Source organism: Kitasatospora purpeofusca (assembly GCF_034043715.1).
Classification (GTDB): Bacteria; Actinomycetota; Actinomycetes; order Streptomycetales; family Streptomycetaceae; genus Kitasatospora; species Kitasatospora purpeofusca_A.
Map to the genome: position 1 here is coordinate 1 of NZ_JAXCLC010000011.1, position 15,967 is coordinate 15,967.

Here is a 15,967-nt window from a genome sequence, read left to right on the forward strand (position 1 = left end):
GCCGGCGGACAGAGGCCGGGGACGTTCTCCGGCGGCTCGGGCCGGTTCCGTGCGCCGCCGACTCAGAAGATGGACCAGCCGGTCCGGGTGGTGAGGGTGTCGAGGGCGGTGATGCCGGCGATGGAGTTGCCGTGGCTGTCGAGAGCCGGCCCCCAGGTGCAGAGCGTTCCTCGCCCCGGGATGACGGCGAGGATGCCGCCGCCGACGCCGCTCTTGGCGGGCAGGCCGACCCGGTGGGCGAACTCGCCCGCGGCGTCGTAGGTGCCGCCGATCAGCATGACGGCGTTGACGCGCTTGGCGTCGCCGCGGGTGAGCAGCCGGGTGCCGTCGGCCCGTAGGCCGTGCCGGGCCGGGAATCCCGCGGCGAGTGCGAGGTCGCGGCAGCTCATGGTGAGAGCGCACTGCCAGAAGTAGTGGTTGAGGACGTCCGGGACGGGGTTGTCGAGGCGGCCGTGGTCGGCCAGGAGGTGGGCGAGGGCGGCGTTGCGGTGTCCGTGGTGGCTCTCGCTCCAGGCGACCTGGGCGTCGAAGTCGATGCGGGGGTTGCCGCTCTCGGTGCGGAGGAACTCGCGCAGGGTGCCCCGGGAGTCCCCGGTGAGGGTGAGCAGCCGGTCGGTGATCACCAGCGCGCCGGCGTTGACGAAGGGGTTGCGGGGGATCGCGTTCTCCCGTTCCAGCTGGGCGAGGGAGTTGAACGGTGACCCGGAGGGTTCCTTCCCCACCCGGGTCCACAGCGAGTCGCCGTCGGAGGCCAGGACGAGGGCGAGGGTGAACACCTTGGAGATGGACTGGATGGAGAAGGGGACCTGCCAGTCCCCGGTGCCGCGCGGCGTCCTGCGGGTACCGGCGTCCGCGATCGCGAGGCCGAAGCGGCGGGGGTCGACGGCGGCGAGGGCCGGGATGTACTGGGCGACGGTTCCCTCGGCCAGGACGGGGCGGACTGCGTCGTTGATGCGTTCGAACAGGTTCTCGTAGTCCATGCCGGTCCCCCTCCGCGGGCGGGACGCCGTTGTCCGGCCCGGCATCAGGATGCGCCGGGGCGCTCGCGGGGGGAAGGGCGCCCGAAGCGGAGAGCACGGGTCCACCGCGACGGCCTGCGGCGCCGCTTCGGCCGCGGGGCCGGAACCGGGTACGGCCCCGCGCGCCTAGGGCCTCGAACGCCGGCCGGCCGGAGGCCGATGACCGGCCGCCCGGCTGCCGTCCGGCTGCCGCCCGGATGCGGCCCGGGTGAAATGAACACTTCACCGCGTTCGGTGGGCGTGTTAGCGTCCGTCGGATGTCGAGGATTCTGGTCAGCGATCTTGACGGCACGTTACTCGGCGGCGCCCCGCTCGACCGGCGCCGGTTGCGGGACGCGCTGGCTCACCATCCGGAAGTGACCGTGGTCTTCGCGACGGGCCGCGGGGCGCCCTCGGTCCGGGAGGTCCTGCGCGACCCGCTGGTCCCGAAACCCCGGTGGATCATCGCCGACGTCGGCGCCACCGTGCTCGACGGTACCGACTTCTCCCCGGTCGAGCCGCTGCAGGAACAACTGCGCGACGGATGGCCCGGACCGCGGCGCGTGCGCGCCGCGCTGCAACGGTTCGACGCGCTGACGTACCAGCACGGCGTGTCCCAGGACGGCCGCTGCTCGTACCACCTGGACCGGGGCCGGCTCACCGACGAGATCACCGACACCGTACGGGCCCTGGGCTGCGGCTGGACGTACTCGGCCGACCGCTACTTCGACGTCCTGCCGCCGGGCGCCTCCAAGGGCAGCGCGCTGCGGGCGCTGGCGGAGAAGCAGGGCTGGGCGGCCGACTCGATCCTGGTGGCCGGCGACTCCCTCAACGACCTGTCGCTGTTCCGGCTCGGCGCCCGCGGCGTGGTCGTCGCCGACGCCGAACCCGCGCTGCTCGCCGCACTCGCCGAGGACCCCTCGGTGCACCGCCCGGGCCGACCGGGTGCCGCCGCGATCCTGGAGGCACTGCGGACCCTGGGCTGGGTGGCACCCGGTTCCGGCGCCGGCCCGCGCCGGCACTCGCTCGTGGTGGGATACCACCGCCCGCCGTTCCAGTGGACCGGCGGCGGCCGGCAGCCGCCCGCCAGCCCCAACGGCATCCTGCCCACCCTGGCCAGCTCCTTCGCCGGGGGTCTTCCGGGCATCTGGGTGGCCGCCCTGCCGGGCGGCGACCAGGAAGCACCCCCCGCCCACCGCACCGACCTGCCGCTCGCCCTGCTGTCCCTCGACGCCGCCCAGTGGGCGGGATACTTCCACCGGGCGTGCAAGGAGACCCTGTGGCCGGTCCTGATGTCCGAACCGGACCGCTCGGTCTTCGACGAGCGCGCCTGGGCCGACTACCGCGCGGTGAACGCGCGCTTCGCCGACCACATCAGCGCGCACGCGGCCCACGGAGCGACCGTCTGGCTGCACGACTACAACCTCTGGCTGGTACCCGGCCTGCTGCGCACCGCACGGCCCGACCTGCGTACCGGCCTGTTCCACCACACGCCGTTCCCACCGGCCGAGGTCTTCGCCACCCTGCCGGTCGCCCGCGAGCTGCTCGCCTCGCTGGCCTGTCTCGACTGGGCCGGCTTCCACACCGCCGCCTTCGCCGAGCAGTTCCGGCGGGCTCTCGCGGGAAGCCCTCGCCTGCCGCGCGTCGCCGTCCATCCGCTCGGGATCGACCGCCCGGCGATCGAGGCGCTCGCCCGCGGCCGGCAGCCGCGGCGCCGAGCGGCGACCGGCCGCGTGGTGCTCTCGGTCGAACGGCTCGACTACGCCAAGGCCCCCGTCCAGAAGGTCGAAGCGTTGGAGCGCCTGCTCGCGGCCCGGCCCGACCTGCGCGGCCAGGTGACCTTCCGGCTCGTGTGCCCGCCGCCCGAGCCGGGGATCACGGCCTACGACACCACCCGGACCCTCCTCGAACGGCGCATCGCGGAGGTGAACGACAGCTGGCGGCGACGGGACTGGCAACCGGTCGACTACCTCCCGCAGCGGCTGTCCCTCGCCGAGGTCGTCGACGAATACCTGGCAGCCGACGTGTTCTGGGTGACCTCGTTGCAGGACGGAATGAACCTGACGGCCAAGGAGTTCATCGCCGCCCAGTCCGCCCAGTCCGCCCAGTCCGCCCAGTCCGCCGGGTATGCCCGGTCCGCCCAGTCCCCGAACCGCACCGGCGGCCCCGGCGTCCTGGTGCTCTCCCGCCACGCGGGCGCCGCCGCCGAGGTCGGCGACGCGGCCCTCCTCACCGACCCGCACTCGCCCGACGACCTCAGCGCCGTCCTGGCCCGGGCCCTGGCCGTCCCCGCCGCCGAACGCCGCACCCGCATGGACCGACTCTCCCACCTCCTCGGCCACGAACGGCCGGCCGACTGGGCGCAGCGCATCATCCGGGCCATCGGGGACCCCGAAGGCGACGGCGCGGATCCGGCGGCTCGGTGAATCCGGGGGCTCGGTGAACCCGGCGGCTCAGTGGACCCGGACGGCCAGCAGGCAGGTGTCGTCGTGACCGCCGGGCGCCCCGAGCCTGCGCATGACGTGGTCGAGGAATCCCTCGATCCCGTCCGCCCGGTACTCGTCGACCGCCTTCACCAGCCGGGCGAGCCCGCGCCCGAGGTCCTCGTCGCGCCGCTCGACCAGCCCGTCCGTGAAGAGCAGGACGGTGTCGCCGGAGGCCAGGGGCAGCACGGCGGTCTCGTAGTGCGCGTCGGGCGTGACGCCCAGGGCCGGGCCGGCGGGCAGACCGAGCAGGCCCGCGGCTCCCTCACGCGCCAGCACCGGGGGAGGGTGGCCCGCGCGGGCCCAGGTGAGGCCACGGGTCCGAGGGTGGAAACGGCCGCAGACGGCGGTGGCGATCGAGTCGCCGCGCAGGTGGCACAGCATCCGGTTGAGGCGGCCGAGCAGCCGCGCGGGCCCGGCCTCGGATTCGCCGAAGGCCATGCCGCGCAGGGCGTAACGCAGTTGGGTCATTCTGGCGGCGGCCTGGAGGCCGTGGCCGGCGACATCGCCGACGGTGATCAGAACGGTGCCGTCCGGCAGCGGCAGCACGTCGTACCAGTCACCGCCGATCTGCGATCCGGTCTCCGCCGGGCGGTAGCGCGCGGCTGTCTCCAGGTGCTCGGTCGGTGCCCCGGCCGGCAGGTCCACCAGCGCGTGCTGGAGTGCCCGGAACGCCTGCCGCTCGGCGGTGTTCCGGCGCCGCTGCTCGGCCAGCCGGGAGCGGGCGCGGGAGAGCTCGTCCTCGGTCCGGCGCCAGGCGCTGACGTCCTGGACCACGCCGCGGATGTTCAGCACCTCGCCGTCCGCCCGGGCGGGCACCGCTTCGGCCATCGCCCGCAGGTTCCGTACCACTCCGTCCGGCCGGACGATCCGGAACTCCAGGGTGGCCCGGGGGTGTCCTGCGAGCAGTTCTCCCGCCAGCGTCCGAACGGCGGGGCGGTCGTCCTCCGCCACGGCTCCGATCGCCTGCTCCAGGTCGAGTGCGCCCGGATCCGCGTCCCCGTCGAGTCCGAGCAGTCGCGGGACGTTCCCGGAGCAGGTCAGCCGGTCGGCGCCGTGCTCCCAGCTCCAGGTGCCGAGGCCCGCGAGGTGCTGGGCCTGGGCCAGTTGGCTCTCCCGGCGCTCCTGCTCGTCGTGGGTGCGCCAGCTGACGAGAACGCCGTCCAGGAACGGTGTCGCGTGGAGTGTCATCGTCGAGGCGTGGAGGGTGCCGCCGACGACTTCGATGAACTGTTCGGCCCGGCCCTCGTAGGGGGTGCCGGTGGCCGCCACGTCCAGGAGGTTCCGGAACGCGCCGGAGGCCACCATGCCGGGGTACAGCTCGGTGACCCGGCGGCCGATGACGTCCGTGCCGGTGCGGCCGGCCATGTCGACGGTGGCCGCGTTCGCGTGATCGACCCGCAGGTCGGTCACCCTGCCGTCCGGCTCGCGCACCGCGGTGAGGATCAGCACCGGGTCGAGCAGCGCGTCCAGCACCGCCCGGAACCACGGTTCGCCGGTCGGCAGCACCGGGCCGGTTCCTCCCCTGCCCGGCTCCAGCACCCGCAGCAGCTCGGCGGCACACAGCCGGGCGACCGCGGAGAGGTAGCGCGTCGCGGCCCGGTCGGGGGTGAACTCTCCCGGCCAGCCGAGTTTCATCGCGCCCACCAGCCGTTCACCGGTACGCAGCGGCAGCGCGCAGACGGTCCGGCCCGGGATCAGGTCCTCACCGGTCAGGTCGGGATAGCGGACGGCGAACTCCTCGCGGCTGTGCACCCACACCGTGGCACCGCGCTGCGCCGCCTCCGTCAGCGGTACCGAGGTCTGCGGTGGTATGCGCTGCCACTGGCTGAGCTGGTGCGCGGGCACACCGTCACTGCCGACCAGTCGCAGCGCCCCGTCCGGTTCCAGCAGCGCCAGTACCGTGGCGGCGACTCCGAGCGGCGCGAGGGCGACCTCGTTCAGCAGGGCGGCCAGTGCGTCGGGGCTCTCGGCCGAGGCGAGGGCGGCGGCGGCGAGATGGTAGCGGGCGGCGAAGGAGGAGGGGACGGAACGGGAGCGCTCCGGGTGGCCGAGGCGTCGCAGCGACTGCGGGTCGCCGTGGACTCGCAACGTGTGGCCGTTCTCCTGGGCGGCCGGACCACCGGCGTGCGCAAGCCCCGGCGGGTCGTCCTCGGCCCCGGGCGGCGCCGCGATACCCAGCAGCCCGGCCGCGATCTGGACCAGCTTCCGGTTGCTGTCCTGGGAGAGCCGCACCAGGTGACCGAACGCCTGGTCCGGGGTGCACGACAACCGCTCGGTCAGGAGCCCCTTCGCCTGCTCGATCACGGCGCGGGTCCGCATGGCCTGGCGGTAACCCTCCGCCTCGGCCCGCAGCCGGTCGACGGTGGCCTGCAGTACGGCGCTGTCACTGTCGTCATGGGGCATCGCCGGTGCCTGCCTCTCGACTCCGGCCGGTCAGGGTTTCGCGGCGGCCGCGGTACCGGTACAGCGGTATCCCGGTACAGCGGCAGCCCGGACAGAGATCGGTGGGTCCGGGCGTGGGAAGCCTTCCCACTGCCCGGCCGCTCCGCGGGCGCCGGACAGGCGCCCGACAGGGCGGGTGTATCAAGAGTAGGCCCGTCGGAAGCCGGGGGCTTCATCCGCCATTGGTCGCGGGGGCCTCCAGCCGTTCCCTTAGCTGCGACAGCGTGGCCGCCAGCAGCCGTGACACCTGCATCTGGGACACGCCGATCTGCTCGGCGATCTCGGCCTGGGTGCGGTCGCCCCAGAAGCGCAGCAGGAGGATGGTCCGCTCCCTCGGCCTCAGTTCCCTGAGCAGCGGACGTACGGCCTCGCGGGACACGACCAGCTCCAGGCGCTCGTCGCACTCGCCGATCCGGTCCAGGATGGCGCTGCCGATCTCCTCCGACCCGTCCTCCCGCAGGGCGTCGAGCGAGGTCGACCGGTGGAGCTGCCCGGCGACCAGGCCCGCCGTCACCTGTTCGGGGGTGAGCCCGAGTGCCTCGGCGACCTCCTGCGGGGTCGGGGGTCGGCCGAACTCCTGTTCGAGACGGTCGGAGCCGTGCACGACCATGAAGTAGAGCTCCTGCATGCTGCGCGGAACCCGGATCCGCCAGGAGGTGTCCCGGAAGAACCGTTTGAGCTCACCGGAGATGGTGGGGATCGCGTACGTCGCGAATTCGACGCCGCGCTCGCAGTCGTAACCGTCCACCGCTTTGATCAGGCCGATCGTGCCGGCCTGGACGATGTCCTCCATGTCCTCGCAACGATGCCGGTAGCGGCCCGCGACAAAGCGGACCAGCGCCATGTTGAGTTCGATGATGGTGCCGCGGACGTAGCTGTACGCGTGCGTCCCCGGGGCCAGTTCGGCCAGCCGGTGGAAGAGCGCGTCGCTCAGCGCGCGGGCTTCGGTCTTTCCCATCGCACGGATCTGCTCGGAGGTCGGGCGCGAGATCGGCTCGGCCACGGGCGGAGCGGTGCCGAGCGATGGAGCAGCGGGCGTAGACACGGGGTCATCTCCCTGGGCGTTTCAGGACTCCCGGCCACGTCCGCCGCTGGTTCGGACCATGGGCGTACGGATGACGGGAGGCGGGAAACCGCTCCGCCCGGCTGCTTCAGGCGACGGCGTCCCGGCACGTCGTGCGTGCCGTGTGCGACCTCGGCGGTACTCGGTACCGCCGGACTCGGGGAACGGCAAGGCTCGGCTCGACCGCTCCTTGACGGCTCCTACCCGGCTCGGGCCGCTCCGAACCATCCTGTGCCGAGCCCGGCGTCCCGCCGCAGTCCCCGCCCCGCCCGATCGGCGTCGCGCGGCAGGGCGCGGACACGGTGGAGCCACGTCCGGGCCTGTCCCGGACGTGGCTCGCAGGCAGGTGCCACCACCCCCGCGCCCTGCCGGGCCGAAGTGCGGCGCGGTGCCGTGCCCGCTTCAGGTGATGGGTTCCGGGGCGGGTCCCGGCCCCGGCAGCGGGCCGGGTTGCGGCCCCGGCCCCGGTCCCGGCGCGGGAGGCGGCGGCGGGTCGGGCTCGGGCTGCGGCGGCGCCGGCGGTACGGGATCGGGCCCGCCGGGCGCCGGCACCGGCCCCGGAACCGGTCCGGGTTGCGGCCCCGGACCCGGGCCGGGGGCCGGCGTCGGAGTGGGAGGGACGGGATCGTTGGGAGGGATACCCATGGCGGATTCCTTCGTCGAGGCCGTAGGAGCAGCGGGTGCTCTCCCTACGGCGGCTACCCGCACGCCGCCGGGCGAATCCGGGTCGGCAGCCGTCTCCCGGGTGAACCGGCCGGGCCGCGTGCTCGGCTCCGACTCCCTCGTCGTGCGACCTCCGGCCGGTCCGCCGCCGGGGCTGTCCGTCGGCGCCGCGGGCGGGCGGCCCCGGTGGCGGGCGGAGTCCACCAGGCGGCGGCCGGTCAGCAGGTACTGGGCCAGGCACCCGGCGGCGACCAGGAACACCCCGGCCACCGCGTCCAGGAGCCAGTGGTTGGCGGTACCCATGACGACCAGCAGGGTGGCCGCCGGGTAGAGCACCGCCGCGAACCGGACCCACGGGATCCGGGTGGCGGTGACCACCGCGACCGTGCACCAGAGGGACCAGCCGATGTGCAGGGAGGGCATCGCGGCGTACTGGTTGGTCAACGCCGTGACCGCGCCGGACGGCTCGGCCTCCGGGCCGGCGGGGCCGGCGGTGTCCCGCAGCCCCAGCCCGGGGGTGAGCCGGGGCGGAGCGAGCGGAAGTCCCCAGTAGCCGACCAGGGCCAGCCCGGTGGTGACGAACAGCACCGTGCGGCTGGTGCGGTAGTGCGCGGGCCGGGTCGCGTAGAGCCAGACCAGGACGGCCAGCGGGACCGCGAAATGCAGGACGTGGTAGTAGTCGAGCATCAGGTCCATCAGCCACGGGTGCCCGAGGGCCCAGCGGTTGACGGCACCTTCCGGGTCCAGGTGCAGCAGCTGTTCCAGCCGGTGCAGCTGCTCCGCGTTCTCGACGGCGCTCGCGGCGCGGTTCGGGGCGGCGTTGCGGATGTACGAGTAGACGCCGTAGCAGACCTGGACCAGCAGCAGCTCGAGCAGGAGGCCGGGTCGGCCGACCGGCCGCCTCCGCGCCGGCAGCAGCGGCAGGAAGGGGCGCCCGAACGGCCGCCCGACGGTCGGCCCGGGGGTCCGCCCTACCTGCCAGAGCGGGTCGCCGCGCAGGCGGAACGGGAACACGGCGGCCGCCCCGGCGGTGAGCAGCGCGCCGGCGCCGAGGAGTACGGCGCTGGTCACCGGGTCGGGGTGGGGCGACAGCAGCCCGGCCGGCAGCAGCACCGCCGTCGCCGCGGCGACCGGCCACAGCGGGCGGTCCTCCGGGCGCCGCCCCAGCCGTCCCAGACCTGCCAGCAGCAGCCAGCCGAGGTCGCACGGAAGCGCGACCGCCGACAGCAGGACGCTCGCGCACCCGACCACGGCCAGGGACAGCAGCACCTGCCCGTCGCCGTGGTAGCGCGCCCAGCGGCGGAGCGCGAACCCGCCGACGGCGAGTGCGACGGCCGTCCAGACGCAGAGCAACGGCACCCCGTGCAGGCCGAGCCGCGCCAGGAGACCCAGCGCGGACCTGTTCTCCGGGTCGGTGATCGGCCCCCCGGCCGGGATCGCGAGGCGGTGCCAGGCCGCCACCGTCGCGGAGGGCCGGAGCAGCAGGACCGCGCCGCCGAGCGACAGGGCGACCGTGAGGGCGACGAGCGCCGACCGCCGACCGCGCGAACGCCAGGCGGGTACCAGGAACAGCAGCAGCGCCGGCTGGACGGCGATCGCGGCCCCGAGCGCCGGCCCGCCGGTGTGCCGACGGCCGGTGCGCCGACGGCCGGTGCCGAGGAGCCCGGCGAGGACGAGCGCCAGGCAGGACAGGGCCGGCACGGCGTCGACGGCCTCGCCCCGCAGGGCGGCGCTGATCAGGACGGCGCTCGGTGCCAGCGGGGCGATCACGTACGACAGCGAGCCCGCGGCGGGTCGTTCGCCGGCGGCTGACGGGTGCGGGCCGGGGTGCGGGCGGTCGTCCCGGTGCGGCCGGGGCGTGGTGCGGCGCGCGGACGTGTCGGGACGCGGCAGCGCGGGCGGCAGGTTGCGCGCCACCAGCGTGCCGGCGACGGCGACCGCGGCGAGTGCCACCAGCAGCAGGACGACGCGCGACCCGGTCTCTCCCGTGCCGAACGCACGGAGCACCGCACCCGCGACCGGGTTCTGCCGACCGGCCGTGAGCGCTTCGATCCGCCGTCGCTCGGCCGGACGCCCGAGCGCGTGCCAGGTGACGGCCGCCGCCGTGCCCAGCGCCACCAGCCGGCAGCAGAGCGGCCCGTACCGCCGGGCGGCAGCGCTGGACCTGGCGACGGCCGAGCGGTCGGCGGGCGTCACGGTCGCCGGAACCTCCATCGGCGCCCACCTCCCGGCTCCTCGCGCCGCTACCGGATCGGGTGCCCCGGGCGGAGGCGTTGTAACGCGCCGGGCAGTGGGTGCCGGCCTGCCGGCGGAAGGCAGCCCGTGCGAGGGCACCCGGCCCGGCGTAGGGGGCCGGGCCGGGTGCGGCGCTCGATGCGGTGGTTACTTGTTGTTGAGGCTGGTGTGGTTCCACCAGCCTTGGCGTCCGGCGGTGAAGGTGACCTCGCGGCTGCCGATCAGGCCCTCGTAGGTCTTGCCCTTCACCAGGGGGCTGGTCTTGACGACGCCCTTGGGGTCCTTGATCGCGGGAATGGTGACGGCGGTGGCATGCTCGAGGTCGCTCTGCTCGAATCCGCTGGGGTCGGTGGTGGTGATGACCTCGTCCCAGTTCGGCGAGGCGGCGAGCTGGTGGGCGAGGTGGACCTCGGAACCGTCGCCGAAGGCGAGGTAGGTGAGGAGGTCGGGGTACTCGGTGGCGTCGAGTGGCTTGTAGTGGACGACGTCCTCCTTGCGGGAGGTGGCTTTGGTCTCGTCGACGATCTTGGTGAAGGTCCGGTTGCCGGACTCGTCGACGGTCACTCGCTCGAGTTCCACGGGCAGCTCGTGGCGGGTGCCGTCGACGATCTCCTTCAGGGGCCAGTGGCCCTCGGAGAAGAGGGAGTAGTACACCTGCCGGTCCTCGTGGTGCGAGAGGTCTTCGAGGTACTTCTTCCGCAGGCTCCCGTCGAGACCGAACTTGGTGATCAGCTGGAAGGCGTGGACCTCGACGTGGTAGAGCGGCAGGTGGTAGGCGAAGATCGTGTCGACGCCGATGAGCAGGAACCGGTGGCCGTGGCGGGGGGCGTCGGCGTCGGACCGGGAGATGACGTCGGGGTTGGTCATGCGAGCACTCCTGAGGGTGGGGTCGGGTCGGGTCGGCTGTCGGGTCGGCTGTCGGGCGGCTCGGTCGGGCCGGCGGTGCGGCGACGCTGCCAGAAGGCGTGCCGGGGCCAGCGGTGCTCGAGGCCGTAGAAGGTGCGCCGGTTGCGCAGGTGGACGGCGGTGATCGTGTCGAGTTCGGTGGCGTAGCCGGGGAGGGCGTTGCGGTCGCCGCCGAGGTGGTCGTGGACGGCCTGGCCGGCCCGCATGCCGGTGTACAGGGCGGTGAGGATGCCCTGCGACGACAGCGGGTCGAAGGCGGCGGCGGCGTCGCCGGCGGCGACCCACCCGTCACCGTGGACGGTGTCCAGACGGACGGTGTGGGCGGGCGCGCGCCGGACGGCGGTGGCCGGCCACGGGTGCGCGGACACCCGGGCGCCGGTGTGGCGGGTGCGGCCCAGGCCGGTGAGCAGACCGGTTCCGCCGGTCCGGGCGCCCGGCAGGTCCGCGTCGGTGTACCGCGCGAGCAGCCGGTGGCCGGCGGGCAGCAACGCCGTGTACCACCAGCCGTCCGGCGAGGCCTCCACCAGGGTCGAGGCGTCAGCCGTCGGCGTGGTCGACGGGGGCAGGATCAGGCAGAGCGCCACCAGCCGGTCGTGGACCACCCGACGGGCGCCCGCCGTGGTGGCCGGGCCCGCCCGGCGGCCGGTGGCGTCGACCAGCCAGCGGCAGCGCACGGCGCGGCGCTCGCGAGGGCCGCGCAGCTCCACGGTCCAGGTGCCGTCGCCGGAGCGGCCGGCGGGGCGGGCCGCGGTCTGCTCGGCCACGTCGGTGCCGAGCAGACGGGCGCGCTCGCGCAGCTCCCGGTCGAAGCGGCCGCGGTCGAGGTGCCAGCCGTGCCCGTGCGGGTCGAGGACGCTGTCCTGGGCGGCGAGGTCGTCCGAGCCCCAGGCCGACAGGTTCGCGAAGCAGGGCAGGTGGTGGCGCTCGTCGAGGACGTCCTGGGCTCCGAGGTCGCGGAGCAGGACCCGGGCGGCGGCCGGGAGCGCCTCGCCGACGGGCGGCGGTCCGGTCGCGGCGTCGGCGAGCAGGACGGTGCGGCCGGCGCGACCCAGCGCCAGGGCGGCGGCGGCGCCGGCCGGGCCGCCGCCGGCGACCACCACGTCGTACCCGGGCACGGTGGCCGCCGGGCGGCCGGTGTGGTCCACCGTCACGAAGAGCCCTCGTGGCGGCCGGCGCCGTTGGCGGCGTCCTCGCCGAAGGGGTCGAGCTTGTCGATGTAGCCGACGGTGATGCTCTCGGGGGCGAGGCCGATGTCCTCGGCGAGGGAGGACAGCGCCGCGACCTGCGCGGCCTCGTCGGCGGCGGCGGTCTGCGGCACGTGCAGGGTGACCAGGTTCCGGTCGTCCGGGACCCCTTCGAGGGCGAAGCCGGGCACGGACTCGACCTGGATGCGTGGCGGGTACTTGTTGTCGCCTACGGTGTAGCGGCGGGTCTCCACGACGCCGAAGTGGTGCCACTCCGCGGCGGCCTGCTTCAACTGGGCCTTGTAGTCGCCCTTCAGACCCCGCAGCCAGGAGGCCCGGTTGTAGAACGCGGCCTCGCGCTCGTCCTCCGAGGGTGTCAGGCCGCCCTCCTTGTTGACGACCAGGAAGTCACGTTCGGTCAGCACGTGGTTGGGCACCCGGGCGGGCCAGAAGGTCGGCAGGTGGGGGTCGTAGCGCGGGCCCAGTCCGGCCGTGGACTCGTAGCCGGAGCGGCAGCTGGCGGTGTCCGTCTGCCAGGGGACGGCCATCCACCGGGTCAGGTCGCCCGGGCCCTGCGCGTGCAGCGGGCCGTCGGCGGCCAGCGCCTTCTCCGGCGTGAGCTCCTCGCCGTAGTCGGGCTCCGACTGCCCGTCCGGGCGGTGCAGGATGCGGAACGGCTCGGCGAACATCGTCGCGTGCCGGATCGGCCAGGTCACCTCGCAGCCCGGGTGGAAGGCGTCCGCGAGGCAGAAGTCGAGCGCGGCGCGGTCCAGGAGCGCGGGCTGCTCCGCGAGGGGCGCGTCCTCCAGCCGGTGCGGGAAGCCGGGCCAGGGGGTGTCGGTGAAGTCGCCGTCGGACCACTTGAGCAGCATGTCCATCTGCAGGGCCGACAGCGTCATGTACTGGCGCGGCGACTTCGGCCGGCTGGCCATGCCGTCACCGTAGAACCACGGCCAGGTCATCGGCGCCAGGCCGTCCCGCTCGTAGTCGCGCATGGCGGTGTACACCTGGCGGCGCAGCTCGCGGTAGGTCTTGCCGGGCTGGGAGAGGCGGCGCTGCACCTCGACGAGGGTGAAGTCCTGCGGGCCGGCGCAGCCGAAGTGGGTGGCGAAGCCCTTGTTGACCCACTGCAGGTGGCTGAAGCGCTCCAGGAGGGGCCTGATGTGCTCGTGGAAGGACACCGGGGCGGGCCGCGGCAACCGGCCGTTGCCGACGAAGACGTCGAGCAGCAGGTCGTAGACGGTGCGTACGGTCTTGATGTCGGGCGCGTAGTTGGGCGGGCCCACCACGACCCACGCGGGTTTCACCTCGATGGCGCGGCCGTCCACGGAGACGGTGGCGGTGACCGGGCCGTCCGAGGTGTCGTCGTACCAGCCGTCGTTGTTGCCGTAGGACTCCAGCGGCTCGTTGTTCTTCGCGCCGGAGTGGCCGGCGCCGCCGAGCACCACGAGCCGCCCCTCCTCGTCGGTGTGCATCCGGCCCAGCGGGACCGGGATGCCCTGGAAGGTGCCGCCGGTGAACTCCACGTGCTCGCCGGTGCCCGCGCGCAGGGTCTTGCGTCCGGGGTCGATCACGAGGCTGCGGCGGTCGATGCCCTTGTTGCGCCTCGGTGTGCTGTGGCCCTGCATGTCGGGGATGTCGAGGGCGAGCCTGAACTCGTACCAGGCGGCCTTCTGGTTCGCGACGTGGACGCCCCACTCGATCGAGGCGTTGGCGTTCGTCAGCTCGCGGACGACGTTGCCGGCGCTGTTGTAGCCGTAGAGGCGGAAACGCGCCGCCTGGCGCTTGAACGCGCCGGTCTCGTCCTTGAGGGAGCCGACCGGCATCGGGTCCGGACCGGGCGTCTCGGGGCCGTAGTACCAGCCGTCGTCGCGGGTGCTGTTGCCCACCCGGGCCACTCCGATCGCGGGGTGGATCTTCGCATAGGCGATGTCGTCACTCATGGTGTTCGCGGGTTCCTTCCGGGACGGTGAAGGTCGCGGGGCGGTCGTGCCTCACCGGCGGTGAACGCGGCGACCGCGGCGAAGGGGACAACGGGCCGGCACAGCGGCGGCTCGCGGGCCGGGACGGGCCCACGGCCGACCGGAACGCCCGGCCCGGTTGTCAGATTGGCAGATCGAATACGACCCATCCCCTGCGGGAGAGGGACTGTTCGCATACTTCACTCGGATGGTGCGCACGGCGTCGCCGAGCGGCCGGGCGGTGCACGGTGCGTGCTGGGAGCGGTGTTCAAGAAGCTCGACCGGCGGAATCACTGATCCAGCGCGAACCCTGCACCGCCCCCAAGTCGGTCGGTCCCGACCGTCTGGCGCAGAACGTCGACGTCCTCGACTTCGAGCGCGGTGCTCGACGGCTCCGGGCCGAGCCGGGTCAGGTGAGCCGGGCGAGGCGCGGCCCGCTCACGCGTCGGCGCAGCGCGGGCAGCCGGCGTTCGGCCTGCTCGGCGTCCCGCTGCTGCGCCGCGTAGAGGACACCGCTGGTGAACGCGTGGTCCTCGCCCGGGCCCGGGTGGTCCAGCAGGGCCTGGCGGGCCACCACGGTGTCCTGGTGACCGCCGAGCACGCGTTGGAGCCGCTTCATCCGCTTCTCGAACTTCCGGGCGCGCTCCGGGGCGGTGGGGCGGGCCGCCTCGGCCGCGTAGCGGGCCCGCTTGGCCGCCTTGCGGGCACTGTGCAGAGCGGCGTCGCGCTCGGGCCCGGAGTCGAGTCCGAGGGCGGCGTCGAGCCGGTCCAGGGTGCGCCGCTGTTCGTGGCGCAGCGTCCGGGACAGCCGCTTGCGCGGCTTCTTCCGATCGGCCCGGGCGGTCAGCGGGGGATCGGCGGCGAAGGACTCCAGTTCGTTCAGGAGGCGGTGGTAGCGCACGCTGCCGAGGTCGCGGACCACCTGCTCCCAGGCCTGCCGGTACGCGCGGGCGTAGTGCGCCGACACCTCACCGCGCGCGGGGCCGCCGCGCAGCCGGTCCGGCAGGGAGTCCAGGGCGTCCAGGGCGGTGACCAGGTGCTCTCCCAGGACCTCCTGGTCCCGCGCGTTGCCGAGCGAGCGCCCGAGCCAGCGGATCTCGGCGGCCAGCGCGTCGGTGCGGCGGCGGTCGAAGAGCCGGCGGTGCGCCTTGAGGGTGCTCCGCAGCCGCCGGGCCGTGACCCGCATCCGGTGCACCGAGTCCGGCTCGTCGAGGCGGACGCTCGGATCGAGGGCGAGCAGGTCGTCCACCAGCTCCCTGATCCGTCCGGTCACCAGGCCGCCCGGCGTGCCCGTCCGCAGCGGCGCGCGTCGGCGGTCCGGCCTCGGGGCGTCCCGCAGTGCGCGGGCCAGTTTGGACGGGTGGTCGGCCCGCTCCAGACCGGCGGCGGTGAGCGCCTGTTCGACACGGTCGAGCAGCTCGGCGTCGCCGCCTGCGAGCTCGACCTCGACCTCGGTCCAGCTGATGGATCCCGTGCGGTCGCCGTCGGGAGCTGGGTGTTCCGGCGCGCGGACGGGGACGGGGCCGAGGATCCGGGCCTCCACCCGGTCCTCCGCCAGCTCCGCCAGGGCCTTCCCCCGCCGGTCGAGCAGGTGCCTGCGCCGACGGTGCGTCCGCAGGCGGGCCACGGGCACCAGCGCCTCGCCCCGCAGGAAGACCGCGACGCGCGCGGCCAGTGCCGCGGGCGGCCGGTCCGGCGCGCCGGCCTCCAGCGGCGCGTGGATCTCCTCGCGGCTGTCCGTGCCGGTCGGCAGTTTGAGGTGCCAGCCCGCGTCCCCGCCGCCGGTGCGCCGTCGCAGGGTGACCTGCCTGCTCAGCAGGTCCAGGTCGGGGGTGTCGTAGTAGACGGCGTCCAGGTCCTGCGGACCGGCGGGCACGACCTTCGCGACGCCCGGCAGCTCGAGCGGAGGCAGTGCCGCTGTGCCGTCGAACTTGCGTTCCGTTTCCAGCTGTTTCGCGCTCATGTCCCGCGCCTTCCCGTCCGGGCCGGTGTCACGCGCGCCGACGCGAGCCGTCCGCCGCCGGGGCGG

At 74.4% G+C, this 15,967-nt stretch carries 9 protein-coding genes; 1 reads left to right on the plus strand and 8 read right to left on the minus strand.

The window, feature by feature from the left end:
- Positions 1-62 precede the first annotated feature (62 nt).
- Entirely contained in the window at positions 63-980 is a 918-nt protein-coding gene (locus SM793_RS08040) for a glutaminase (RefSeq protein ID WP_320437356.1), read from the minus strand.
- 296 nt (positions 981-1,276) lie between these two features.
- Between SM793_RS08040 and SM793_RS08045 the strand changes: the two genes are divergently transcribed.
- Positions 1,277-3,424: an HAD-IIB family hydrolase gene (locus SM793_RS08045; RefSeq protein ID WP_320437357.1), complete on the plus strand. Its 2,148-nt coding sequence runs from the start codon at positions 1,277-1,279 to the stop codon at positions 3,422-3,424.
- 27 nt (positions 3,425-3,451) lie between these two features.
- Here the strand turns inward: SM793_RS08045 and SM793_RS08050 are convergent, their stop codons facing one another.
- From SM793_RS08050 to SM793_RS08080, 7 genes are all read right to left on the minus strand, one after another.
- Positions 3,452-5,887: a SpoIIE family protein phosphatase gene (locus SM793_RS08050; RefSeq protein WP_320437358.1), complete on the minus strand. Its 2,436-nt coding sequence runs from the start codon at positions 5,885-5,887 to the stop codon at positions 3,452-3,454.
- Between the two features lie 211 nt (positions 5,888-6,098).
- A complete protein-coding gene (locus SM793_RS08055) occupies positions 6,099-6,884 on the minus strand; it encodes a SigB/SigF/SigG family RNA polymerase sigma factor (protein WP_320437359.1) in 786 nt (261 codons plus the stop codon).
- A 507-nt stretch (positions 6,885-7,391) separates the two neighbouring features.
- A complete protein-coding gene (locus SM793_RS08060) occupies positions 7,392-9,866 on the minus strand; it encodes a phosphatase PAP2 family protein (RefSeq protein WP_320437360.1) in 2,475 nt (824 codons plus the stop codon).
- Positions 9,867-10,034: 168 nt separating this feature from the next.
- On the minus strand, positions 10,035-10,754 hold the full coding sequence (locus SM793_RS08065) for a hypothetical protein (RefSeq protein WP_320437361.1): 720 nt from the start codon (positions 10,752-10,754) through the stop codon (positions 10,035-10,037).
- Positions 10,751-11,944, minus strand: coding sequence for a tryptophan 7-halogenase (locus SM793_RS08070; protein ID WP_320437362.1), 1,194 nt, complete (start codon positions 11,942-11,944; stop codon positions 10,751-10,753). The genes SM793_RS08065 and SM793_RS08070 overlap by 4 nt, the downstream gene beginning before the upstream one ends.
- On the minus strand, positions 11,941-13,920 hold the full coding sequence (locus SM793_RS08075) for a LodA/GoxA family CTQ-dependent oxidase (protein ID WP_320437363.1): 1,980 nt from the start codon (positions 13,918-13,920) through the stop codon (positions 11,941-11,943). Before SM793_RS08075 ends, SM793_RS08070 begins: the two co-directional genes overlap by 4 nt.
- A gap of 427 nt (positions 13,921-14,347) precedes the next feature.
- Positions 14,348-15,901 carry a CYTH and CHAD domain-containing protein gene (locus tag SM793_RS08080; protein WP_320437364.1) on the minus strand — a complete coding sequence of 518 codons (1,554 nt, stop codon included), beginning with the start codon at positions 15,899-15,901 and terminating at the stop codon, positions 14,348-14,350.
- Positions 15,902-15,967 lie beyond the last annotated feature (66 nt).